The organism is Ancylobacter sp. Lp-2 (genome assembly GCF_020523795.1).
GTDB lineage: Bacteria > Pseudomonadota > Alphaproteobacteria > Rhizobiales > Xanthobacteraceae > Ancylobacter.
The window spans coordinates 43,886-68,167 of the sequence record NZ_JAJALI010000015.1; the positions used below are offsets into that span (position 1 = coordinate 43,886).

Sequence of the window (24,282 nt, forward strand, 5' to 3'; positions counted from 1 at the left end):
GCGGGGCTCAGTTGGTGTCGTCGCTGCCGTCGCGGGAATTGCCGGCGACCTTGGGGCTGGGGCTGTGGTTGAGCAGCGTGTCGATACGGGTGCGCTCGGTGGAGAAGTCGGCGAGGATCTTGCCGTCGAGCGCGCGGCCACGCGGCAGGCGCACGCGCATCGGATCGACGAAGCGGCCGTTCACCAGCACCTCGTAATGCAGATGCGGGCCGGTGGAGAGGCCGGAGGAGCCGAGATAGCCGATGAGCTGGCCCTGGCGCACCCGCATGCCCTCGCGGATGCCCTTGGCGAAGCCGGACTGATGCGAATAGGTGGTCACATAGCCGTTGGCGTGCTGGATCTCGGTATGGCGGCCATAGCCCGAGCTCCAGCCGGCCTTCCGGATGATGCCGTTGCCGGCGGCGTAGATCGGCGTGCCGACCCGGTCGGCCCAGTCGACGCCGGAATGCATGCGCGAGAAGCCGAGGATCGGGTGGCGGCGCATGCCGAAGCCCGAGCGCAGCGTGCCACCGGCGATCGGTTTGCGGACCAGGAACTTCTTCGCGCTCTTGCCGGTCTCGTCATAGAAGTCGAGCACGTTGTCGTCGGCCGTCTGGTAGCGGTAATAGCGCCGCTCCTCGCCGCCGACGGTGAGACCGGCATAGAGCACGCCGGCGGTGCCGCCGCCTTCCTCCGGGTCGAACAGCACCTCGAAGCTGTCGCCCGAGCGCACCCGGCGCTGGAAGTCGACGTCGAAGGAATAGATGCGGATCAGGTTCTCGATGACCGGGCGCGGCACGTCGTGGCGCAGCGCGGTCTCCCAGATGCTCTCATAGAGGGTGATGCCGCCACGTCCGCCGGCATCGTCGTCGCCATCGTCGGAGGGCAGGTCGGCGACCTCGACGTCATTGGGCTCCTCGACCGCGAGGAAGGTGCCCATGTCGGAGAGCGCGATGGTGCCCTCATGGCCCTGGTCGCTGAACACCCCAACGCGCAGCGGCACCGTGGCGCCGCCGGACGGATCGAGCAGCACCCGCAGCCGCAGGCCGGGGGTGAGCGGGCCGCGCAGCTCGGGAGTGGCGAAGGCCGCCGCCGCCGCCTTGGCGGACACGTCGGCGACGCCGAGATCCTTGAGGATGGAGGCGATGCTGTCGCCTTTTTTGGTGACGACGGCGCGCTCGGTCCACTCATTGCCGCCGGACGCCTCGCCGGCTGACTTGCCGAAGGCGCTCATATTGTCCGGCGTGTTGGCGAGCGCGGTGGGGTCGGCCGGGACGTTGGCAGGCGCGTAGCCGAGGGCGCCGCCGCCGAAGCTGGCCAGCGCCGGCATCGTCGCCTCGGCGAGCGGCATGCTGAACTCGGCGGTCTCGCGCACCTTCATCAGCACGTCTTCCATCGACAGTTCGGCCGCGAACTTCGTGGAGGGCGGCAGGCTGCCGAGGTCGCGCATCGTCAGGGTGAGCTCGCCGGTGGGCTCGGCCTGCGGCGTGTCGTCGTCCTGGTCGTCGGAAGAGGTATCGGCGATCAGCTTGGTCGGGTTGAAGCGCGGCACGTCGGCCGAGGCCGAGGTGACCGACTGGGCGAGATTGGTGCTCACCCGCGTCACCGCCCGCACCTTGATCACCTCGCGGTCGCCGTCCCGCGTGGTGGTGGACAGGCGCAGCGTCTGGCGGGCGTTGAAGCTCTCGTTGATGATCGACATGCGGTCGCCCTTGCGGGCGACATTGGACGGGCGCTCGCCGGCAGCCAGCGCGCCGCGCAGGGCGGAGCGCACCGTTTCGGGCGACTGGGCGAAGCGGTAGACCTCGTTGTCGAGCGCGGCATAGACCGCGCCGCCCATCAGCGCCGCGCCGCAAATGCCGGTGAGCAGGGTGGCCATCAGCCAGCGTATGGAGATGCGGCGGCGGTTGATCGGCTCCTCGGTGTCGCCGTCAACGCCCAGCGGAGGCTCGTCGCCGAGATCGAACGCCGCGCCGCGCCAGCGTCGCAGGCCGTTTGCTCCGAGCCGCGTCTCCAACAGATCCTATCCCCGTGCTTCGCGGCGCTCCCTGGGCCGCCACTCAGAAATTGCGCGTCCGCTGGTTCGAACGTCCGTGTCTCATTGCCGCCGGGTCGGCAGCGGGCGGGACGATGCCGCCCCGGGCGCGCAACGTCAACCCGGGCGAATCCCGCCAGCGCTTCGGCGTCGTGCAGGATGTAAATCGCCGTCTCGCGGCGAAACCAAGGCGAGGGCGCGTGGACGCCCCCTCATTCCGCGTCGGTGGGGCATTGCGTGCCGACGGATCACTCCGCGCTGGCGGACTTGCGGCGCAGCGGCGAGGCCATCGGCAGCGGCACGCTGGCGAGCGTCGTGACGGTGCGCGATGCGGCGGCGCCGGGACGCAAAGGCAGCGGCTGCGACGTGGCGGCGGTGCCGGCGGCCACCAGGGCCTCGGTGCCGGGCGGCGTCTCCGGCACCGTCGGCGTGCCGTAGCGCTTGAAGAAGGACCAGATCTCGTTCGGCGCGTCGAGACCGCTGCGGCGCGGCCCGAGCAGCAGCGCGGCCAGGGCATCGCCGGCGTCGACCGACTGGGCGGGCGGCTGGTGGCCGCCGGCAATCTCGTAATAGGCCACCGCCGCGCCGCCGGCGCAGCGGTCGAAGCGGTAGATGCGGGTATTCGGCGCCTGGCTGACCTGGGCGGAAGCGCAACCGTCGATGCGGGCGAACAGCTCGGCGCTTTCCCGCGCCGACATCAGCCGGGCCCCCGGCGTCGGGCGGCCGAACATCGGCACGATGGGATCATAGGTGCCGTTCATCATCAGGATCGGCACCGGCTTCGACGGCCGGCAGGATTCCGCATAGCCGACCGGCACCGTCATCATCATGGTGGCAAAGGCGGCGAAGGCGTCGGCATGGCGGCAGGCGACGAAGGCGGTGAGGAAGCCGCCATTGGAGAAGCCCATGAGATAGGAGCGGCCGGGATCGGCCAGCCCCTGCGCGACGAGCTCGTCGCGCACCGCCAGCACGAAGCCGGCATCGTCGCGGGCATCGAGGATCGGCAGGAAGCCGGCGACCGAGGCACGGCCGTCGTTCCAGATCAGGTTGATGCCCTTGGGATAGGCGACGACGAAGCCTTCGCGGTCGGCCACCGCGTCGAGATCGAGGTAGCGCTGCATGATGCTGGCCGGCTGCAGGGCGCCGTGCAAGGCGACGACCAGCGGCCGCGGGCCGGGCGGCAGATTCTTCGGAACATGCAGGATGTAGTTTCGCGTCGTGCCCTGAAACGCGATGGAGCGCTGCTGCGCCTGCGCGGCCGCGAACGGCCCAAGGAGGGCCGGCGCCAGCAACAGGGCCATGACGGCAACACAAAATCGGCCAAGCCCCGACAGTCGGGCAAAACACGCACGCCGCATGCCGGTCCTCGCTCACGCCACCATTCGGCGGTCATTGACGCCGCCATTCCGTCAATTAAATGGCAAAGATGGTTAATGGTCCATGACCGGCGCGATTGCCTCCTGACAAGAGCGTCCGGCATCGCTAGGTTGCCCTTGCTGCGACGCACCCAAAAACCTATAGACGTCGCCTTTGGAATGATTGCGAACTGCTATCGTTTCCGCTACGCACTCCGCATAGACTGAAGGACCTCGCAATGTCCGATATGCACGGCGCTGCCCGGCGGCCGCTTTCGCCGCATCTCCAGATTTACCGGCCGATGCTCACGATGATGATGTCCATCGTGCACCGAATTACCGGCGTGGCTCTCTATTTCGGCACCTTCCTGTTGGTCGTGTGGCTGGTGGCGGCGGCAAGCTCCCCCAACGCCTTCGCGACGGTGAACGCCGTCTATGGCAGCTGGATCGGCCTCATCGTGCTGTTCGGCTTCAGCTGGGCGATGCTGCACCACATGCTGGGCGGCCTGCGCCACTTCATCTGGGACATGGGCCACGGCTTCGGGCCGGAGGCGCGCGAATTGATGGCCAAGCTGACCATCGGCGGTTCGGTGGCGCTGACGGTGCTGCTGTGGGTCGTCATCTTTGCGGTGAAGGGCTGAAGTCATGAGCGGATCTTCCGACTTCCCGGGCTCCTCGCTGCGCACGGTGCGCCGCCGCGTCGCCGGCCTCGGCGCCGCCCATTCCGGCACCCACCATTTCTGGCTGCAGCGCGTGACCGCGCTCGCCAATGTGCCGCTGACCCTTGCGTTTCTCGCGGTGCTGGTCTGCGTCGCCGGCGAGCCCCCCGAGCGGGTGCTGGCCACCATCGGCCAGCCGATCGTGGCGATCATCCTTCTCCTCGCCATCGTCTCCATCACCACCCACATGCGGGCGGGCATGCAGGTGGTGATCGAGGACTACGTCCATAACGAGGGCGCCAAGGTGCTCGCTTTGGTCGGCAACACCTTCTTCTGCGCCGCCATGGGCTGCGCCGGGGTGTTCGCGATCCTCAAGATCAGCTTCGGAGGCTAGTTCCCATGGCCGAGACCCATTCCGCCAACGGTTCTGCCGCCAACGGTTCCGCCGACCCGAAGGCCGCCTATCTGAACGGCGCCTACCCGATCACCGACCACACCTATGACGTGGTGGTGGTGGGCGCCGGCGGCGCCGGCCTGCGCGCGGTGGTCGGCTGCTCGGAAGCCGGGCTGCGCACCGCCTGCGTCACCAAGGTGTTCCCGACCCGCTCGCACACCGTGGCGGCGCAGGGCGGCATCGCCGCCTCGCTCGGCAATATGGGCGTCGACGACTGGCGCTACCACATGTACGACACCGTGAAGGGGTCGGACTGGCTGGGCGATCAGGACGCCATCGAATATCTGGTGCGCCACGCGCCGGCGGCCGTCTATGAGCTGGAGCACTGGGGCGTGCCGTTCTCGCGCACCGAGGCCGGCAAGATCTACCAGCGCCCCTTCGGCGGCATGACCATCGACTACGGCAAGACCCCGGCGCAGCGCACCTGCGCCGCCGCCGACCGTACCGGTCACGCCATCCTGCACACGCTCTACGGCGCGGCGCTGAAGCACTCGGCCGAGTTCTTCATCGAGTATTTCGCCCTCGACCTGATCATGGACGAGGATGGCCGCTGCCGCGGCATCGTCGCCCTGAAGATGGACGACGGCACCCTCCACCGATTCCGGGCGCAGACGGTGATCCTCGCCACCGGCGGCTATGGCCGCGCCTATTTCTCGGCGACATCAGCCCATACCTGCACCGGCGACGGCAACGCCATGGTGCTGCGCGCTGGCCTGCCCTTGCAGGACATGGAGTTCGTGCAGTTCCACCCGACCGGCATCTACGGCTCGGGCTGCCTGATCACCGAGGGCGCGCGCGGCGAGGGCGGCTACCTCACCAATTCCGAGGGCGAGCGCTTCATGGAGCGCTACGCGCCTTCCGCCAAGGACCTCGCCTCGCGCGACGTCGTCTCGCGCTCCATGACCATGGAGATCCGCGAGGGGCGCGGCGTCGGCAAGAACAAGGACCACATCTTCCTGCACCTCGACCATCTCGACCCGGCGATCCTGCATGAGCGCCTGCCGGGCATCTCCGAGAGCGCGAAGATCTTCGCCGGTGTCGACGTGACCAAGGAGCCGATCCCGGTGCTGCCGACCGTGCATTACAACATGGGCGGCATCCCGACGAACTTCCACGGCGAGGTCGTCACCAAGAAGGACGGCAACCCCGACCATGTGGTGCCTGGCCTGATGGCGGTGGGCGAATGCGCCTGCGTGTCGATCCACGGCGCCAACCGGCTCGGCTCCAACTCGCTGACCGACCTCGTGGTGTTCGGCCGCGCCGCCGCGCTGCGCTGCGCCGAGCTGCTCACCCCCGGTGACAAGCAGCGCGAATTGCCGGCCAATTCGGCCGAGCTCGCTCTGTCGCGGCTCGACCATTTCCGCAACGCCTCCGGCTCGACGCCGACCGCCGAGCTGCGCCTCTCCATGCAGAAGGTGATGCAGAACAACTGCGCGGTCTACCGCACCGGCGACGTGCTGCAGGAAGGCCGCAAGCTGATCGCCGACGTGTTCGCCGGCACCGACGACATCGACGTCACCGACCGCTCGCTGGTGTGGAATTCCGATCTCATCGAGACGCTGGAATATGACAACCTCATCTGCCTCGCCACGGTGACGATGGAAGGCGCGGCGGCGCGTACCGAGAGCCGGGGCGCCCATGCCCGCGAGGACTTCCCGGATCGCGACGACAGCAAGTGGATGAAGCACACGCTGGCCTTCGTCGATTTCGACACCCGCGCGGTGCGGCTCGACGACCGTCCGGTGCACACCTACACGATGTCGAACGACATCCAGTACATCGAGCCGCGCAAGCGGGTCTACTGAGCCAGCCTGCGGCAGCGGCCGCGCGCGATTACCGACAGGCCTGCGGCATCGGCCGCGGGAAAGGGATAAAGGCCAGATGGTCCAGCTCACGCTTCCGAAGAACTCGCAGCTCGTTCCCGGCACGGTGTGGCCGAAGCCGGAGGGCACCAACCGGCTGACCGAATACCGCATCTATCGGTGGAACCCGGATGACGGGAAGAACCCGCATGTCGACACCTATTATGTCGACCGCGACGATTGCGGGCCGATGGTTCTCGACGGCCTCATCTATATCAAGAACAAGATCGACCCGACGCTGACCTTCCGCCGCTCCTGCCGCGAGGGCATCTGCGGCTCCTGCGCGATGAACATCGACGGCACCAACACGCTGGCCTGCCTCAAGAGCATGGACGACGTGACGGCGAAGTCGGTCAACATCTACCCGCTGCCGCACATGCCGGTGGTGAAGGACCTGGTGCCGGACCTCACCCAGTTCTACGCCCAGCACGCCTCGGTGGAGCCGTGGCTGCACACCAAGACCCCGGCGCCGGAAAAGGAATGGCCGCAGGGCCGCCAGGACCGCGAGAAGCTCGACGGGCTCTATGAGTGCATCCTGTGCGCCTGCTGCTCGACCTCCTGCCCGAGCTACTGGTGGAACGGCGACCGCTATCTCGGCCCGGCGGCGCTTTTGCAGGCCTATCGCTGGCTGATCGATAGCCGCGACGAGGCGACCGGCGAGCGGCTCGACGACCTCGAGGACCCGTTCCGGCTCTATCGCTGCCACACCATCATGAACTGCGCCAAGGCCTGCCCGAAGGGGCTGAACCCGGCCAAGGCGATCGCCGAGATCAAGAAGATGATGGTGGCCCGCCAGTTCTGACGGCGGTTCTTCTTCTTTCGACGCGTCGATATGGCCGGGCTCGTCCCGGCCATATGCGTTTCGGGACCCGCGCGGCCTCTCGCCTGATGCCTCGTGAATGGCGTAGACACGAGCGATGCCCCGCCCCGATCCCCGCCCCGTCTTCCGCTTCGCGCCGAGCCCGAATGGGCTGCTGCATCTCGGCCATGCGCGTTCGGCGCTGCTCAATGCCGAGATGGCGCGCGCGGCGGGCGGGCGGTTCCTGCTGCGCATCGAGGATATCGACGCCACGCGCTGCCGGCCGGAGTACGAGGCGGCGATCTATGAGGATCTCGCCTGGCTCGGGCTCGACTGGGAGCGGCCGGTGCGCCGGCAGTCCGAGCATATGGACGCCTACCGCGCCGCGCTGGCGCGGCTGGAGGCGATGGACCTCGTCTATCCGAGCTTCGAGAGCCGCGCCGAGATCCGCCGCGCGGTCGCCGCCCGGCCGGGCTGGTCGAGCGACCCGGACGGGGCGCCGCTGTTTCCGTTTTCCCGCGCGGCGATGGACGAGGCGGAGCGCCGCGAGCGGCAGGCGGCGGGCGAGCCCTATGCGCTGCGGCTCGACATGGCACGCGCGGTGGCGCTGGTGGGGGAGGGGCTGAGCTGGCGCGAGGCGGGCGAGGCGGGGCCGGTGCCGGCCGACCCGGCGGCGTGGGGCGACGTCGTCATCGCCCGCAAGGAGACGCCGACCAGCTATCACCTCTCGGTGGTGGTCGACGATGCCGTGCAGGGCGTCACCCATGTGGTGCGCGGTGCCGACCTGAAGGCGGCGACCTCGGTGCATCGCCTGCTGCAAAGGCTGCTCGACCTGCCCGAACCGCTCTACCGCCATCATGCGCTGGTGCTCGATGAGCAGGGGTGCAAGCTGTCCAAGTCGATCGGCTCGGAAAGCCTGCGTGACCTGCGCGCGCGCGGAGTGAGCGCCGCCGAGGCGCGGCACATGGCGCTCGGCTAAGGATTGGCGTTTCCCGCTGCGTCAAGCCGATGTCATCGGCGGCGGCTATGCCTTCGCCGTCATCCGCCGGGGAAGGGAAACCGTCCATGTCGCGCCCGCTGTCGATCCGCCTGCCACTTGCCGCACTCGCGCTCTCGCTTTTCGTCGCGCCGCTGGCGGCGCAGGAAGTTAGCCGGCTCGCCGAAGTCGGCCCGCGCCCGTTCCATCTCGTCGACACCATGAAGGACGGCCCGCTGAAGGATCAGCTGGCGCAGTGCAAGGGGCCGTTCACCACCAAGAATTTCTCGATCTCGCATCGCGGCGCGCCGCTGCAATTCCCCGAGCATACCCGCGAGGGCTATCTCGCCGCCGCGCAGATGGGCGCCGGCGTCATCGAATGCGACGTCGCCTTCACCAAGGACCGCCAGCTGGTGTGCCGCCACGCCCAGTGCGACCTGCACACCACCACCGATATCCTCGCGCGGCCCGAGCTCGCCTCGAAGTGCTCGCAGGGCTTCCAGCCGGCCGACCCGGCGACCGGCCGCAAGGCCAGCGCCAAATGCTGCACCAGCGACCTGACGCTGGCCGAGTTCAAGTCGCTGAAGCCGAAGATGGACGCCGGCAACCCCGCCGCCACCACGGTGGCCGACTACATGAATTCGACGCCGCGCTGGCGCACCGACCTCTATGTCGACCGCGCGACGCTGATGTCGCACAAGGAATATGTCGAGCTGGTCAAGTCGCTCGGCCTGAAGTTCACCCCGGAGCTGAAGGCGCCGGAAGTGACCATGCCGTTCGAGGGCAGCTACACCCAGGCGAACTACGCCCAGCAGCTGATCGACGAGTACAAGGCGGCCGGCATCGACCCGAAGGACGTCTACGCCCAGTCCTTCCAGCTTGACGACGTGCTGTACTGGCTGAAGAACGCCCCGGAATTCGGCGCGCAGGCGGTGTATCTCGACGGTCGCGACGAGACCGACACCGGCTTCGACAACATGAAGGCGGAGAGCTGGAAGCCCTCCATGCAGGAGCTCGCCGACAAGGGGGTGAAGATCCTCGCCCCGCCGCTGTGGATGCTGGTCACGGCCAAGGACGGCAAGATCGTGCCCTCGCTCTATGCCGAGGAGGCCAAGAAGGCCGGGCTCGGGCTGATCTCCTGGTCGCTGGAGCGCTCCGGCCCGCTGAAGGATGGCGGCGGCTACTATTACCAGTCGATCAAGTCGGTGACCGACCGCGACGGCGACACGTTCGCATTGCTCGACGTGCTGGCCCGCGACATCGGGGTGATCGGGGTGTTCTCCGACTGGCCGGCGACCACCACCTTCTACGCCAATTGCATGAAGCTGAACTGAGCCGAAGCAGGCCTGATTTCGTCGATCACCGCCCCCGCCGCACGGCGTCCGATCCGCCGGCGGCGGTCCTTAGGCCGGATTCGAGGCGTTAGCCGACGCCGAGGATCAGGAACCACACCGAGACGGTGAATAGGCTGAGCGCGGTCGACAGCGACACCGCGCTCGCCGAGGCGGTGACGCCGACGCGGTAGCGCTGCGCCAGCAGATAGGCGTTGATGCCCGAGGGCATCGCCGCGAACACCACCGCGACATCGGCCCATACTTTCGGCATCGGCAACACCTGCACCAGCCCGAACACCAGCGCCGGGTGCACGACGAGCTTCAGCGTGGTCATCACCGCCGCTGGGGCGATGTCGCCGCGGATCGGGTAGCGGTGCAAGGCGAGGCCGAGCGAGACCAGCGCGCAGGGCGAGGCGGACGCCGCCAGCATGTCGATGGTCTGCTTTAAGAGGCCGTCCGGCGCATAGCCGATCACCTTGGCGATGCCGCCGGCATAGATGCCGAGCAGGATCGGATTATAGGCCAGCTGCCGGCCGAGCTTCTTCAGCCCGGCGAGCGAGAGGCCGGAGGCGGCGCCCTCGGTGAGCACGGTGGCGACCACCATCATCACCGGCAGATGGATGGCGATGAGCAGGAACAGCGGCACCGCGCCCTCCGGCCCGAAGGCGGTGAGGATCAGCGGCACGCCGACGAAGACCGTGTTGGCCTGGCCGGAGGTGAAGCCCTGGATCACCGCCTCGGTATGGTCGCGGTGGAACAGTTTCCGCGCCGCGAGCATGCCGAGGGCGAACACCGTGAAGGCGCCGGTGAAATAGGCGATCCAGTAACCCCAGGGCTGGCCCTCGGCCGGCAATTGCGCCTCGGCCAGCGTCTTGAAGATCAGCACCGGCACGGCCAGCCCGAACACATATTCGGACAGGCCCTCCGCCGCCTTCTCGCGCAGCAGGCCGCCCCGGCTCGCCACATAGCCGAGGCCGATCAGACCGAACACCGGCGCCACGAGGAAGGCGATGCCGCCCAGCTGGGCGCCGAGCTGTGCGAGCATGGATGCCTCAGGCCGCCGCTTCCGAGGAAGCTGGCGAAGAGGTCGATGAGGACGCCGGGGCGACGGCGGTGGAGACGAGGTGCGAGGAGCGCACCGGCACCATCACGTCGATGCGCGACCACAGGCGCTCGGCGACCTCCACCGGGGCGGTGAAGGCGATCTCCGCCCGCATCGCGCCGAGATCGGCCATGTCCATGACGCCGTCGGCCGGGCCGTCCATGCGCACCCGGGTGGGCTGCACGTCGTGCACGGCGAAGGGTTCGAGCAGGCGCAGCATGAGATTGGGATGGGCATCGGCCTCGACCACGAGGCGATGACGGAGAAGGGCGTAGGACATGGGAGCTAATCCGGGAATGACGAGAAAGGAGCTGGTGAGCGTCGGAACTCGCGGCCGATCGCATCGGCCCTCAGAGTTCAGGTGCCCCGGCCGATGAAATCGGCAGACAGGGTCAGGTATCCCGGCCGATAAAATCGGCCGGGCGACGAATTCGCCGTCCCGCGCGGATGCGCTCTCTCGTCACCAGGGTCGTCATGGTGGTGAAGCTAGGCGCCCGCCCGGCGCGCGTCAATATGACAAAGGTGGACAGAGGCTTGCGTGGAACGCAGGCCGTGCGAATCAGGGAGCCGGGGACGGGGAGAGCAGTTGGTAGCCGGCGGGATCGTCCGGGCAGAGGCCGGCGCCGCATTCGAGCACGGTGGAGACGCCGTTGCCGAGCGTCAGCGCCGCCATCAGCACCAGAGCGGCGAGGGGGAGGGCGGCGAGGGGGAAGGCATTGGGCGGGCCGTTCCCCGGCCGGGGCTCCTCGAACTGCCGGTCGAACAGCAGCAGCACGGCGCAGCCAGCGATGATGGCGATATAGAGCACCAGCGCCCAGGAATAGAAGTGCAGGCCGAGCAGTGCCTCGCCATAGGACCCGGTGCCGGGCACGATGTGCAGCAGCACCTGCCGTACCGACACGAGCGCGCCGGCCATCGCCGAGAGGATGGCGACGGCATAGTGGCTCGGCCGCGCGCCGAATCGCAGGTTCAGTGCGAGGCCGACGCCGACGCCGCAGAAGCCGACCCGCTGCAGGATGCAGAGCGGGCAGGGCAGGTCGTGGCGGAAGATCTGGTCGATGAAGGCGAAGAGCAGCACCAGCGCCACCGCGACGAGGCCGAGCGCGTTCAGCAGCCGCGAGCGGGCCGGGTCGAGCAGGGCGGGGGCGGGGCTCATGCGCGTGGCCTCACGAGCGGGGTTCGATGGGCGAGTGTTCCGGGGCGGGGTGCCATCGAGGGCTCACAGCGCGATGTTCAGTGCGTCGGTGGCGTGCAGGCGGAACAGCAGCGCCAGCAACGTCATCGACAGCGCCCAGGCCAGCATGGCCGCGCCCCGACGCCCGGCGAGGATGAGCGCCAGACCGGCGAACAGGCCGAAAAACGGCAGGCTCATCATCGGCGGAACGTCCTTAAACCGAGGAAACGGGCCAGAAGCGGGGCAGGTTGAAAGCCGCGCATTTTGTGCAGGAAATCCGTCGCTGTCACGACGCGCTGCGGTGGAGTCGGCCCGGCCGGAGCACACCAGTCAGAGGAGGTCGGATAGAGGAGGCGGGCAGGTGAGGGCCGGCCGGAGGAAGCTAGTCAGAGAAAACCGGGCCGCAGAAGGCCGGCTGAAGGAGGTCGGTCAGGGGACGTCGGTTAAAGGAGGCGGCTGGCGAGAAACGGTCACAGGAAGCTCTGTGGGTCGATGTCGATCTCCACCTTCACATTGCCGCGCGGGCGCGGCGCTTTCGCCATCCAGTCGCGCACATAGGCGGAGAGGTCGAAGGCGCGGGGCGCGCGCGCCAGCAGCCGCAGTCGGTGGCGGCCGCGCAGCAGCGCGATCGGCGCTTCCGCCGGGCCGAGGATGCGCACGCCCTCGACGAGGGGGGCCGAGGCGGCGAGCGCCTGGGCGTGGCGCTGCGCCTCGTGCTGCTCGTTCGCCGAGACGACGAGGCCGCAGAAGCGGGCGAAGGGCGGCAGGTGCGCCTCCTCGCGCACCGCGATCTCGCGGTCGTAGAAGGCGGCGCGGTCGCCGGCGATCAACGCCTGCATCACCGGGTGCTCCGGCATGAAGGTCTGCAGGAAGGCGCGTCCCTCCAGCTTGTGGCGGCCGGCGCGGCCGGCGACCTGGTGCAGCAGCTGGAAGGTGCGCTCGGCGGCGCGCGGATCGCCATGACCGAGCCCGACATCGGCATCGACCACACCGACCAAAGCGAGGCCGGGGAAATTGTGCCCCTTCGCCACCAGCTGGGTGCCGACGACGACGTCGACCTCGCCGTCCTCGATGGCCTTCAGCTCGGTGCGCAGCCGTTCGACGCCGCCGGCGAGGTCGGAGGACAGCACCTGCACGCGCGCCTGCGGCAGCAGCGCCTGGATTTCCTCATGCAGCCGCTCGACGCCGGGGCCGCAGGGGATGAGGCTGTTGGGCTCGTGGCAGGAAGGGCAGGCCTCCGGCACCGGGGTGGCGTAGCCGCATTGATGGCATTCGAGCCGGCGGCGGAAGCGGTGCTCGACCAGCCAGGACGAGCAGGACGGGCAGCGGATGCGGTGGCCGCAGGTGCGGCACAGGGTGAGCGGGGCATAGCCACGCCGGTTGAGGAACAAGAGCGCCTGCCCGCCGCCTTCGATCGTCTCGGTAATGTCGGTCACCAGCGACGGGGCGATCCAGCGGCCCTTGGGCGGCCCCTGCCGGCGCATGTCGATGGGCTCCAGCCGGGGCACCTTGGTGCCGGCGAAGCGCTCGGGCAGCGCGAGGCGCAGATAGCGGCCGCGCCGGGCATTCACCTCGGTCTCGATGGAGGGCGTCGCCGACGCCAGCACCACCGGCGCGCCGGCGAGACGGGCGCGCACCACCGCCATGTCGCGGGCGTGGTAGTGGACGCCGTCCTCCTGCTTGTAGGCAGCGTCGTGCTCCTCGTCGACGATGACGAGGCCGAGATCGCGGTAGGGCAGGAACAGCGCCGAGCGGGCACCAGCCACCACCACGACCTCGCCGGAGGCGACGCCGGCAAACACCCGGCCGCGACGCTTGCTGCCGACCGCCGAATGCCACTGCGCCGGGACGACGCCGAAGCGCTTGGCGAACCGGTCGAGGAAGGCCTGGGTGAGGGCGATTTCCGGCATCAGGATCAGCACCTGCCGGCCGTCGCGGATCGCCTGCGCCACGCCTTCGAAATAGGTCTCGGTCTTGCCCGAGCCGGTGACGCCGTCGAGCAGGTGGACGCGGAATTCGTGCGCCGCCACCGCCTCGCGCAGCACATCCGCCGCCGCCTTCTGGCCGGGCAGCAGCTCGGGCACCGCGTGGTCGGGATCCGGCGGCTCGGCAGCGGGCTCGGGCGGCAGGGTGACGGTCTCCAGCACCCCCTCGTCGATCAGCCCGTCCACCACCGAGGGCGACACGCCGGCCTCGCGGGCGGCCTCGTTCTTCGGGCGCAGGAAGCCGTCGGCGAGCGCCTCGATGACCTTCTCGCGCGCGCCGGTGCGGCGCTCCGGGCGCTTGTCCGTCAATCGCACGCCGACCCGCTCGCGCTGCGGGCCGGCGGCCTCGTCATGGCGCAAGGCGAGGCGCAGCACCATGCCGGGCGGCGAGACGGTGTATTCCGCCATCCAGTCGATGAAGGCGATCATCTGCGCCGACAGCGGCGGGGCGGCGTATTTGCGGATCACCGGCTTCAGCTTGCCCGGATCGACCGGCTTTTGCGGCGCGGCGGGATCGCGCGGCCAGACGCAGCCGAGAATGTTGCGGGTGCCGAGCGGCACCACCACCACGTCGCCAGGGGCAAGCTCCATGCCCTCCGGCACGCGGTAGGAATAGGCGGCGCCGATGGCCACCGGCAGCAGCACATCGACGGTCTCGGGCGCAGCCGCCTCGGCGAAGGGGAGAATCGGAGCTTTCATTAAGCTCAGATATGGCAGGATGGGCGCGGAACAGAAGGGGAAACGCGCAGATGGCGATGACCGACGTCCAGAAGGCGGAGCGGGCGGAGATCGCTCTCCTCGCCGGCGCCGCGCCGGACGTGGCGCCGGCATTGAAAGCCTGGCTGGCGCGTCTTGGCCATGAGCGGCGGCTCTCGGCCAAGACGCGCGAGGCCTATGCGCGCGACATGACCGGCTTCCTGCAGCATCTGGCGCGGCATCTCGGCGCGACGCCCGACCTCGCCGCCTTCTCCGAGCTCGCCCCGCGCGACGTGCGGGCGGTGATCGCCGCCAAGCGGGCGGAAGGCATCGAGCCGCGCACCCAGATGCGCTTTCTCGCCGCCGCCCGCTCCTTCGGCCGGCATCTCGAGCGCGAGGGGCTGGGCAAGGTGGGGGCGTTGACGGCGGTGCGGGCGCCGAGGATCCCGCGTACCCTGCCGCGACCGGTCTCGGTGGCCGATGCGAAGAAGCTCGCCGATCCGGATATCCGTGCCGGCGAGGCGCGTGAGAGCTGGGTGCTGATGCGCGACGCGGCGGTGCTGGCGCTGCTCTACGGCTCCGGCCTGCGCATCTCCGAGGCGCTGGGGCTGAGGCGGCGCGACATGCCGGCGCCGGGAGCCGGCGACCACATCACCGTGACCGGCAAGGGCGGCAAGACCCGCATGGTGCCGGTGCTGCCGCATGTGCTGAAGGCCATCGACGCCTATGCGGTGGCCTGTCCGTTCGCGCTGGAACTCGGCGGGCCGCTCTTCGTCGGCGAGAAGGGCGGGCCGCTGTCCGCGCGGGTGATCCAGCGCACGGTGGAGAGCCTGCGCGGGGCGCTGGGGCTGCCGGACAGCGCGACGCCGCATGCGCTGCGGCACTCCTTCGCGACGCATCTGCTGGCGCGCGGCGGCGATCTGCGCTCGATCCAGGAGTTGCTCGGCCACGCCTCGCTGTCCACCACGCAGATCTACGCCGCCGTCGACGCCTCGGCGCTGATGGCGAGCTGGCGGGCGGCGCATCCCCGCGCGCGCCTCGCCGACAACAAGGAAGGGTAGTGGGTCAGGAAGGTTCGCGGGCAAGAAGGGTTCGACATGACGCTGACGGTGCAGCCGATCCTGCCGATGATCGACCATATGTCGGTCGGGGTGAGCGACCTCGCCCGCTCGGTGGCGTTCTACGACGCGGTGCTGGCGCCGCTCGCCTATGTCCGGGTGCGCCACTACGATGCCTCGGAGGACCCGAATGGCGGCGCCGCCTGCTGGGGCCGGCCGGGGGAGGCGCCCTCGCCGGACGGGCTGCCGGGAGCGGCGGCGTTCTGGATCCAGCGTCGCGCCGGAGCGGTGACGCCGCAGCCGGGCTGCCATTTCTGCTTCCTGGCGCCCGATCGTGAGGCGGTGCGCGGCTTCCACGCCGCCGGGCTGACCCATGGCGGCGCCGATTTCGGCGCGCCGGGGCTGCGCGCGCATTATGGTGAGGGTTACTACGCCGCCTTCCTCACCGACCCCGATGGCTGGCGGATCGAGGCGGTGGCCTACACGGCTGCGTGAGACCGGGTGGATTTGCCTGACTTTAGGTCACATGGCACCGGCGGCGCGCTTTTCATCACCTTCCGCATGGGTAAGACTGGGGCGTCCACACCAGAGGAGACCTGACATGAAGAAGATCGTGACGGCCCTGTGTGCGCTTTCCCTCACCGTGGCCGCCTCCGGGGTTGCGCTTGCCGACTGCTCGCCGGGCCATGCCTCGGCGCCGAAGCCGACCCAGACGCAGGGTACCTGAGACAACGGGACCCGACCTTGGGCAGCTGATCTCGGGCACCTGAGCTGCGACGGTCCCCGCTAAAACGGAACGGCCCGGAGAGATGCTCTCCGGGCCGTTCTCGTTTCCGCCGTGAGGCAGAGCCTCACATGCCGTCCGCGCCGAGGCGCGGCCTCACATGTGGATGGCGCGCTTCTCCACCGCCATCGCCGCTTCCTTCACCGCCTCGGAGCGGGTGGGGTGGGCGTGGCAGGTGCGGGCGAGATCCTCGGGCGAGCCGCCGAACTCCATCAGCACCGCGCATTCGTGGATCATCTCGCCGGCCTCGACGCCGATGATGTGGGCGCCCAGCACCTTGTCGGTGGCGGCGTCGGCGAGGATCTTCACGAAACCCTCGGTCTGGTCGTTGGCCTTGGCGCGGCCATTGGCGAGGAAGGGGAACTTGCCGACCTTGTACTCGATGCCGGCCGCCTTCAGCTCCTCCTCGGTCTTGCCGACCGCGGCGACTTCCGGCGAAGTGTAGACCACGCCCGGAATGACGTCGTAATTCACATGCCCGGCCTGGCCGGCCAGCAGCTCGGCGATGGCGACGCCCTCGTCTTCCGCCTTGTGGGCCAGCATCGGGCCGGCAATGGCGTCGCCGATGGCGAAGACGCCGGGCACATTGGTGCGGAAATAATGGTCGGTGACCACACGGCCGCGCTTGTCCTTCTCGACGCCGAGCGCCTCGAGGCCGAGGCCCTCGGTGTAGGCGACGCGGCCGATGGCGACCAGCACCACATCGGCTTCCAGGCTCTGCGCCTCGCCGCCGGCGGCCGGCTCGATGGAGACCTTCAGCGTCTTGCCGGAGGTGTCGACGCCGGTGACCTTGGCGCCGAGCTTGAACGCGACACCCTGCTTCTCGAGGATGCGCTGGAACGACTTGGCGACCTCGCCATCCATGCCGGGCAGGATGCGGTCGAGGAACTCGACCACGGTCACCTCGGCACCAAGGCGGCGCCACACCGAGCCGAGTTCCAGCCCGATGACGCCGGCGCCGACCACGATCAGCTTGCCCGGCACCTTGTCGAGCGCGATGGCGCCGGTGGAGGAGACGATGCGCTGCTCATCGATCTCGATACCCGGCAGCTTCGCCACATCCGAGCCGGTAGCGATGACGATGGCCTTCGATTCCAGCGTCTGCTGGCCGCCATCGGCGAGCGCGACCTCGACCTTGCCGGGCGCGGCGATGCTGGCGGTGCCGTGGAAGGTGTCGATCTTGTTCTTCTTCATCAGGAAGGCGACACCCTTGGTGTTGCCGTCCACCGCCTTGTCCTTGAAGCCGAGCAGCGCCGGCAGATCGAGCTTCGGCTTGTCGACCACGATGCCCATATTGGCGAAGGAGTGGCCGGCCTCCTCGAACAGCTCGGAAGCGTGCAGCAGCGCCTTGGAGGGGATGCAGCCGACATTCAGGCAGGTGCCGCCGAAGGTGGCGCGCTTCTCCACCACCGCGACCTTGAGGCCGAGCTGCGAGGCGCGGATGGCGCAGACATAGCCGCCCGGGCCGGTGCCGATGACGATCAGGTCGTAGGACATGGAGGTTTCCTTGAATTCCGAAAGCGATCAGCCGGCCTTCTGGGCGGCAAGACGTAGGCCGAGCAGCACGAAGGTCGCCCCGGTGATCCGGTTGAACCAGCGACCGCCCGCCGCGAAGCGTGCCCGCACGGCGGGATTGGTGAAGAACAGCGTGACGCCGGCGAACCAGGCGATCAGCGCCGCCGCCATGCCGATGCCATACAGGAAAGTGACGGCGGCCGGTGTCTCGTGGCTGACCAGCGCCGAGAACAGCGACAGGAAGAACAGCACCGGCTTGGGGTTCAGCGCATTGGTGAGGAAGCCCATGCCGAAGCACATCGGCAGCGACAGGCGCCGAGCCGCCTGAGCCTCACCGGCGAGCGCGGTCTCGTCGAGGCTGAACGGCTTCTCGAAGAAGGAGCGGATGCCGAGATAGACCAGATAGGCGACGCCGCACCACTTGATCAGCGCGAACAGCGCCAGCGACTGCGAGACCACCAGCCCGATGCCGAGAATGGTGTAGCTGATGTGGAAGAGGAGCGAGGCACCGATGCCGAAGGAGGTGACCAGCGCCGCGCGGCGGCCATGCACCACGCTCTGGCGCACGACGAGGGCGAAATCCGCCCCCGGCGCCACGATCACCACCGCGAACACGGCCATGATGGCCGCGAATTCGCCGAGATAGCTCAACGCCCCCTCCGCCCGGTTGGTTGCCGCCTCAGTTGGTTGCGATCACAGGTCCAGCACGAGGCGGGTCGGATCTTCCAGCGCTTCCTTGACGCGGACCAGGAAGGTCACCGCGCCCTTGCCGTCGACGATGCGGTGATCATAGCTGAGCGCCAGATACATCATCGGGCGGATGACCACCTGGCCCTTGATCGCCACCGGACGCTCCTCGATGCGGTGCATGCCGAGAATGCCCGACTGCGGCGCGTTGAGGATCGGGGTGGACATCAGCGAGCCGTAGATGCCGCCATTGGTGATGGTGAAGGTGCCGCCCTGCATGTCCTCGATGCCGAGCTTGCCGTCGCGCGCCTTGCGGCCATAGCCGGAGATCGCCTTCTCGATGCCGGCGATGGACAGCGCGTCGGCGTCGCGCACCACCGGAACCACCAGGCCCTTATCGGTGCCGACGGCGATGCCGATATTGTAGTAGTTCTTGTAGACCAGTTCCTGACCGTCGATCTCGGCATTCACCTCCGGCACATCCTTCAGCGCCTGGATGACCGCCTTGGTGAAGAAGCCCATGAAGCCGAGCTTCGTGCCGTGCTTCTTCTCGAACACGTCCTTGTACTGCGCGCGCAGGCTCATCACCGCCGACATGTCGACGTCGTTGAAGGTGGTGAGCATCGCCGCGGCGTTCTGCGCATCCTTCAGCCGCTTGGCGATGGTGAGGCGCAGCTTGGTCATCTTCACCCGCTCCTCGCGGGCGGCGTCGACCGGCGTCGAGGGCGCGCGCGCGACCACAGGAGCCGGGGCCGGGGCGGCGGCGGGCGGAGTGGCGACGGCCGCGAGCATGTCGCCCTTGGTCACCCGGCCGTCCTTGCCGGAGCCGGCGAGCAGTGCCGGGTTGATGCCGGTCTCGGCGGCGAGCTTGGCGACCGCCGGGCCATTGGAGCCCGACGCGGCGGCAGCGGCAGCCGGGGCCGCGGCGGCAGGAGCCGCCGGAGCGGGCTTGGGCGCCTCGGCCTTGGCCGGGGCGGCGGCGGGAGCGGCAGCCGCACCGGCACCTGCGCCGATGGAGCCGAGCAGGGCGCCAACGCCGACGGTCTCGCCGTCCTTGGCGATGATCTCGGAGAGCACGCCGGCGGCGGGAGCCGGAACCTCGATCGTGACCTTGTCGGTCTCAAGCTCGACAATCGGCTCGTCGGCGGCGACGGCCTCGCCGGCCTTCTTGAACCACTTGCCGATGGTCGCTTCGGTGACCGATTCGCCCAGCGTCGGAACGCGGATCTCGGTGGCCATGCTCTTTTTCCCTTACCTACCCATTGGCCGACCGCAGGGCCGGCGCTCCCTTCGGTTCGTCAGTGTCAGTCCAGCGCGTCGGCCAGGAAGGCCTTGAGCTGGGCGAGATGCTTGGACATGAGGCCGGTGGCGGTGGCCGCCGAGGCCGGCCGGCCGGCATAGCGCGGCCGCGACGAGGCCGAGCCCGTCTGCTCCAGCACCCATTCCAGATAAGGCTGCACGAAGGCCCAGGCGCCCTGGTTCTTCGGCTCCTCCTGGCACCAGACGATCTCCGCCTGCTTGAAGCGCGACAGTTCCTGCACCAGCGTCTTGAGCGGGAACGGGAAGAGCTGCTCGACGCGCATCAGGTAGATGTCGTCGATGCCGCGACGCTCGCGCTCCTCGAACAGGTCGTAATAGACCTTGCCCGAGCAGAGCACGACGCGGCGGATCTTGTCGTCGGCCTTCAGCGTGACCGATTCCGGCCCCTTCACCACGTGCTCGTTCTGAGCGTCGTCCCACAGCACGCGGTGGAAGGTGGTGCCGGCGCTGAACTGCGCCAGCGTCGAGACCGCCCGCTTGTGACGCAGCAGGCTCTTCGGCGTCATCAGGATCAGCGGCTTGCGGAAATCGCGCTTCAGCTGGCGGCGCAGGGCATGGAAGTAGTTCGCCGGCGTCGTCAGGTTCGCGACCTGCATGTTGTCCTCGGCGCACATCTGCAGATAGCGCTCGAGGCGGGCGGAGGAATGCTCCGGCCCCTGGCCCTCATAGCCGTGCGGCAGCAGGCAGACGAGGCCGGACATGCGCAGCCACTTGCGCTCGCCGGAGGACAGGAACTGGTCGAACACCACCTGCGCGCCATTGGCGAAATCGCCGAACTGCGCTTCCCACAGCACCAGGGCGTTGGGCTCGGAGAGCGAATAGCCGTACTCGAAGCCGAGCACCGCCTCTTCCGAGAGCATCGAGTTGATGACCTCGTAATGCGCCTGGCCCTCGCGCACGTGATTGAACGGGGTGAAGCGGTCCTCGTTCTGCTGGTCGATCAGCACGGAATGGCGCTGCGAGAAGGTGCCGCGCTCGCAATCCTGGCCGGACAGGCGCACCGGGTGGCCGTCCAGCTGCAGGGTGGTGAAGGCCAGAGCCTCGGCGGTCGACCAGTCGATGCCGGCGCCGTCCTCGACGATCGCCTTGCGGCGGGAATCGAGGAAACGCTGGATGGTGCGGTGGACCTGGAAGCCCTCCGGCACGGTGGTGATCCTCGTGCCGATCTCCTTCAGCTCGTCGATCGCCACGCCGGTATTGCCGCGGCGCGGATCGTCGGCGTCGGCGGCGGCCTTGAGGCCGGCCCAGCGGCCATCGAGCCAGTCGGCCTTGTTCGGCTTGTAGGCCTGGCCGGCGTCGTATTCGGCGTCGAGGCGCGAGCGCCAGTCGGCCTTCATGCGGTCGAACTCGGTGGTGTCGACGACACCCTCGGCCGCGAGCTTCTTGGAGTAGATCTCCAGCGTGGTCGGGTGCTGCTTGATCGCCTTGTACATCAGCGGCTGGGTGAAGGCGGGCTCGTCGCCTTCATTGTGGCCGAAGCGGCGGTAGCAGAACATGTCGATGACCACCGGCTTGCGGAAGCGCTGGCGGAACTCGATGGCGATCTTGGCGGCGAAGGTCACCGCTTCGGGGTCGTCGCCGTTCACGTGGAAGATCGGCGCCTCGATGGTCTTCGCCACATCCGACGGATAGGGCGAGGAGCGCGAGAAGCGCGGATAGGTGGTGAAGCCGATCTGGTTGTTGATGATGAAGTGGATCGAGCCGCCGGTGCGGTGACCCTTCAGGCCGGACAGGCCGAAGCACTCGGCCACCACGCCCTGGCCGGCGAAGGCGGCGTCGCCGTGCAGCAGCAGCGGCAGCACCTGGGTGCGCTCGGTGTCGCCCAGCGCGTCCTGCTTGGCGCGGCACTTGCCGAGCACCACCGGGTCGACGATCTCGAGATGCGACGGGTTGGCGGTGAGCGACAGATGCACCTTGTTGCCGTCGAACTCGCGGTCCGAGGAAGCGCCGAGGTGGTACTTCACGTCGCCGGAGCCCTCGACCTCGTCGGGGGCCCAGGAGCCGCCCTTGAACTCGTGGAACAGCGCGCGGTGCGGCTTGCCCATCACCTGGGTCAGCGTGTTGAGGCGGCCGCGATGGGCCATGCCGAACACGATCTCGGTGACGCCGAGCTGGCCGCCGCGCTTGATGATCTGCTCGAGCGCCGGAATCAGGCTCTCGCCGCCGTCAAGGCCGAAGCGCTTGGTGCCGGTGTAGCGGACGTCGAGGAACTTCTCGAAGCCCTCGGCCTCGACCAGCTTGTTGAGGATCGCCTTCTTGCCCTCGCGGGTGAAGGTGATCTCCTTGTCGACGCCCTCGATGCGCTCCTGGATCCACGCCTTCTCCTCGGGCGAGGAGATGTGCATGAACTCGACGCCGAGCGTCTGGCAGTAGGTGCGCTGGAGGATCGCCACCATCTGGCGGACGGTGGCGAATTCGAGGCCCAGCACGTGGTCGATGAAGATCGGCCGGTCGAGATCGGCCTCGGTGGTGAAGCCGTAGGAGGCCGGGTCGAGCTCGGGAGCGGGATGCTCCGGCTCCAGACCCAGCGGGTCGAGCTTGGCGTGGAGATGGCCGCGCATGCGGTAGGCGCGGATCATCATCAGCGCCTTGACGGAGTCGCGGGTGGCCTGCTGGACCTCGGCCGCGGTGAGCTCGACGCCGGCCGTCTTGGCCTTCTCGACGGCCTTGGCCTCGACCTTCTTGGAGACGACCTTCTCGACCTCGATCCAGTTGCCGTCGAGGGCGGAGACCAGCTCACCATTGGCGGTGAGCGGCCAGTTGTCCCGCTTCCACGAGGCGCCGCGGGCGCTCTTCTCGACGTCGGCCGGCGAATCCTTCAGCGCCGCGAAGAAGGCCTGCCATTCGGGATCGACCGAGGCGGGATCGGCTTCGTAGCTGGCGTAGAGCTGCTCGATCCAGGCCGCATTGGCGCCGTAGAGGAAGGAGGTGTTCAGGAAAGCTTCGTTCGAGTCCGCGCGCGACATTGTCGGCTCCTGAGGGACCGTTGCGGTCCGGTGGAGACGCTTTCTCACCCGTCGACCCCGCCGCCCGGTGGCAGAGGGCCCGCCCGATGCCCCGCTGCCGGGGACGAAAGCTGTGGTCTTCAGTCTATATAGGCTCGTCTTGACGTCATGAATGCCGCGAGATTGCGGCGCGGGCCTGCAAAAAACGCTTATCTCGCCCGATCTTGACCGGGCGCGACCGGCTCTGCGCACTCACATCGGCGGCCCGTTGAGGGCACAAGCAAGATAGGTACCGCGCTCCCCGGCGGCCAGAGGACGCCGGGGAGCGGATGTCGTTCACGCCGCGAGGCCGGGCGCGATCTTCTGGCACTCGGCGACGAGTTCCTTCACCGAGGCGACCGACTTGTCGAGCATGGCCTGCTCGCCGGCGTCGAGCGCGATCTCGACGATCTTCTCCACCCCGTTGGCGCCGATGATCACCGGCACGCCGAGATAGAGGTCGCTGAGCCCGTACTCGCCGGACAGGAAGGCGGCGGCCGGCAGCAGACGCCGCTTGTCGCGCAGGTAGGAGGCGGCCATCTCGATGGCGGACGCGGCCGGGGCGTAGAAGGCCGAGCCGGTCTTGAGCAGATTGACGATCTCGCCGCCGCCCTTGCGGGTGCGCTCGACGATGGCGTCGACCTTGGCCTGGGTGGTCCAGCCCATCTTGACGAGGTCCGGCAGCGGGATGCCGGCGACGCCGGAATAACGCACCAGCGGCACCATGTCGTCGCCGTGGCCGCCGAGCACGAAGGCGGTGACGTCCTCGACCGAGACCTTGAACTCATCGGCGAGGAAGTAGCGGAAGCGGGCCGAATCCAGCACGCCGGCCATGCCGACCACCTTGTTGGTGGGCAGGCCGGAGGCCTTCTGCAGCGCCCACACCATGGCGTCGAGCGGGTTGGTGATGCAGATCACGAAGGCGTCCGGGGCGTATTCCTTGATGCCCGCGCCGACCTGCTGCATGACCTTCAGGTTGATGTCGAGAAGGTCTGAGCGGCTCATGCCGGGCTTGCGGGGCACGCCGGCGGTGACGATGATCACATCGGCGCCCGCGATCGCCTCGTAGCTGTTGGTGCCGGCATAGTTGGCATCGAAGCCGAGCACCGGGCTCGCTTCCGCGATATCGAGGCTCTTGCCCTGCGGAATGCCCTCGGCGACGTCGAAGAGGACGATGTCGCCAAGTTCCTTGAGACCCGCGAGAAGGGCGAGCGTGCCGCCGATCTGACCGGCCCCGATCAGTGCAATCTTTGCTCGAGCCATGAGATTTCCTGACGATCCGTGGGAAAAGGCGGCGAAGTGCCGCGCCGGTTTCCGATAACGCTTCTCGCCGGAGGGTTCAAGCGAGGATGGCCGGTAGTGTAAACATTGGCGTCTACGACTTTACGACGATGATCCTGGCATATGGCATGCCGAATACCTGCCCTCTGTTTTCCGCATAACTATCGCGTGATCGCGCAACGATCTTCGCCCGTGCGCAAGATGCGATGACCGGACGATGACGGACCGGTGACAGGGGTATCG

The 24,282-nt window shown here is 68.5% G+C and carries 21 protein-coding genes; 9 read left to right on the forward strand and 12 right to left on the reverse strand.

Going from position 1 to position 24,282, the window contains the following annotated elements; all coding sequences use genetic code 11:
- Positions 1-7: 7 nt before the first annotated feature.
- Both LGR54_RS23955 and LGR54_RS23960 read right to left on the reverse strand, forming a co-directional pair.
- Positions 8-1,996: a M23 family metallopeptidase gene (locus tag LGR54_RS23955; RefSeq protein ID WP_230364476.1), complete on the reverse strand. Its 1,989-nt coding sequence runs from the start codon at positions 1,994-1,996 to the stop codon at positions 8-10.
- Positions 1,997-2,262: 266 nt separating this feature from the next.
- Positions 2,263-3,315 carry a PHB depolymerase family esterase gene (locus LGR54_RS23960; RefSeq protein ID WP_230364477.1) on the reverse strand — a complete coding sequence of 351 codons (1,053 nt, stop codon included), beginning with the start codon at positions 3,313-3,315 and terminating at the stop codon, positions 2,263-2,265.
- A 293-nt stretch (positions 3,316-3,608) separates the two neighbouring features.
- Between LGR54_RS23960 and sdhC the strand changes: the two genes are divergently transcribed.
- From sdhC to LGR54_RS23990, 6 genes are all read left to right on the forward strand, one after another.
- Complete coding sequence (gene sdhC, locus LGR54_RS23965) at positions 3,609-4,010, forward strand: succinate dehydrogenase, cytochrome b556 subunit (protein ID WP_370638270.1); 402 nt, start codon at positions 3,609-3,611, stop codon at positions 4,008-4,010.
- Positions 4,011-4,014: 4 nt separating this feature from the next.
- Complete coding sequence (sdhD, locus tag LGR54_RS23970) at positions 4,015-4,422, forward strand: succinate dehydrogenase, hydrophobic membrane anchor protein (RefSeq protein WP_230364478.1); 408 nt, start codon at positions 4,015-4,017, stop codon at positions 4,420-4,422.
- Positions 4,423-4,427: 5 nt separating this feature from the next.
- Positions 4,428-6,287 (forward strand): succinate dehydrogenase flavoprotein subunit, encoded by a 1,860-nt coding sequence (sdhA, locus tag LGR54_RS23975; protein WP_230364479.1) that lies wholly within the window; start codon positions 4,428-4,430, stop codon positions 6,285-6,287.
- A 76-nt stretch (positions 6,288-6,363) separates the two neighbouring features.
- Positions 6,364-7,146 carry a succinate dehydrogenase iron-sulfur subunit gene (locus tag LGR54_RS23980; protein WP_214007324.1) on the forward strand — a complete coding sequence of 261 codons (783 nt, stop codon included), beginning with the start codon at positions 6,364-6,366 and terminating at the stop codon, positions 7,144-7,146.
- A gap of 115 nt (positions 7,147-7,261) precedes the next feature.
- Positions 7,262-8,122, forward strand: a complete 861-nt coding sequence (gene gluQRS / locus LGR54_RS23985; RefSeq protein WP_230364480.1) for a tRNA glutamyl-Q(34) synthetase GluQRS — start codon at positions 7,262-7,264, stop codon at positions 8,120-8,122.
- An 86-nt stretch (positions 8,123-8,208) separates the two neighbouring features.
- Positions 8,209-9,453: a glycerophosphodiester phosphodiesterase family protein gene (locus LGR54_RS23990; protein ID WP_230364481.1), complete on the forward strand. Its 1,245-nt coding sequence runs from the start codon at positions 8,209-8,211 to the stop codon at positions 9,451-9,453.
- A gap of 88 nt (positions 9,454-9,541) precedes the next feature.
- Here LGR54_RS23990 and LGR54_RS23995 read toward each other — a convergent pair whose 3' ends face one another.
- From LGR54_RS23995 to LGR54_RS24015, 5 genes are all read right to left on the reverse strand, one after another.
- A complete protein-coding gene (locus LGR54_RS23995) occupies positions 9,542-10,498 on the reverse strand; it encodes an AEC family transporter (protein ID WP_230364482.1) in 957 nt (318 codons plus the stop codon).
- Positions 10,499-10,505: 7 nt separating this feature from the next.
- Positions 10,506-10,835: a hypothetical protein gene (locus LGR54_RS24000; RefSeq protein ID WP_230364483.1), complete on the reverse strand. Its 330-nt coding sequence runs from the start codon at positions 10,833-10,835 to the stop codon at positions 10,506-10,508.
- 279 nt (positions 10,836-11,114) lie between these two features.
- On the reverse strand, positions 11,115-11,711 hold the full coding sequence (locus LGR54_RS24005; RefSeq protein ID WP_230364484.1) for a disulfide bond formation protein B: 597 nt from the start codon (positions 11,709-11,711) through the stop codon (positions 11,115-11,117).
- Between the two features lie 63 nt (positions 11,712-11,774).
- Entirely contained in the window at positions 11,775-11,927 is a 153-nt protein-coding gene (locus tag LGR54_RS24010) for a DUF5993 family protein (protein WP_230364485.1), read from the reverse strand.
- Positions 11,928-12,199: 272 nt separating this feature from the next.
- A complete protein-coding gene (locus LGR54_RS24015; protein WP_230364486.1) occupies positions 12,200-14,413 on the reverse strand; it encodes a primosomal protein N' in 2,214 nt (737 codons plus the stop codon).
- 50 nt (positions 14,414-14,463) lie between these two features.
- Between LGR54_RS24015 and LGR54_RS24020 the strand changes: the two genes are divergently transcribed.
- The 3 genes from LGR54_RS24020 (at position 14,464) to LGR54_RS25865 (ending at position 16,195) form a co-directional block, all read left to right on the forward strand.
- A complete protein-coding gene (locus LGR54_RS24020) occupies positions 14,464-15,471 on the forward strand; it encodes a tyrosine recombinase XerC (protein ID WP_230364487.1) in 1,008 nt (335 codons plus the stop codon).
- Between the two features lie 66 nt (positions 15,472-15,537).
- On the forward strand, positions 15,538-15,963 hold the full coding sequence (locus LGR54_RS24025; RefSeq protein WP_230364512.1) for a VOC family protein: 426 nt from the start codon (positions 15,538-15,540) through the stop codon (positions 15,961-15,963).
- A gap of 106 nt (positions 15,964-16,069) precedes the next feature.
- Positions 16,070-16,195 (forward strand): hypothetical protein, encoded by a 126-nt coding sequence (locus LGR54_RS25865; RefSeq protein WP_255608041.1) that lies wholly within the window; start codon positions 16,070-16,072, stop codon positions 16,193-16,195.
- Between the two features lie 153 nt (positions 16,196-16,348).
- On the opposite strand, the gene lpdA is transcribed toward LGR54_RS25865, so the two are convergent.
- From lpdA to mdh, 5 genes are all read right to left on the reverse strand, one after another.
- Positions 16,349-17,749, reverse strand: coding sequence for a dihydrolipoyl dehydrogenase (gene lpdA, locus LGR54_RS24030; protein WP_230364488.1), 1,401 nt, complete (start codon positions 17,747-17,749; stop codon positions 16,349-16,351).
- A 27-nt stretch (positions 17,750-17,776) separates the two neighbouring features.
- On the reverse strand, positions 17,777-18,418 hold the full coding sequence (locus LGR54_RS24035) for a LysE family transporter (RefSeq protein WP_370638271.1): 642 nt from the start codon (positions 18,416-18,418) through the stop codon (positions 17,777-17,779).
- A gap of 42 nt (positions 18,419-18,460) precedes the next feature.
- Positions 18,461-19,693 carry a 2-oxoglutarate dehydrogenase complex dihydrolipoyllysine-residue succinyltransferase gene (gene odhB, locus LGR54_RS24040; RefSeq protein ID WP_230364489.1) on the reverse strand — a complete coding sequence of 411 codons (1,233 nt, stop codon included), beginning with the start codon at positions 19,691-19,693 and terminating at the stop codon, positions 18,461-18,463.
- A 65-nt stretch (positions 19,694-19,758) separates the two neighbouring features.
- The gene (locus tag LGR54_RS24045) at positions 19,759-22,740 is read right to left on the reverse strand and encodes a 2-oxoglutarate dehydrogenase E1 component (RefSeq protein ID WP_230364490.1); all 2,982 of its coding nucleotides are present in this window, start codon (positions 22,738-22,740) and stop codon (positions 19,759-19,761) included.
- A gap of 315 nt (positions 22,741-23,055) precedes the next feature.
- Complete coding sequence (mdh, locus tag LGR54_RS24050) at positions 23,056-24,021, reverse strand: malate dehydrogenase (protein WP_230364491.1); 966 nt, start codon at positions 24,019-24,021, stop codon at positions 23,056-23,058.
- Positions 24,022-24,282: the final 261 nt, after the last annotated feature.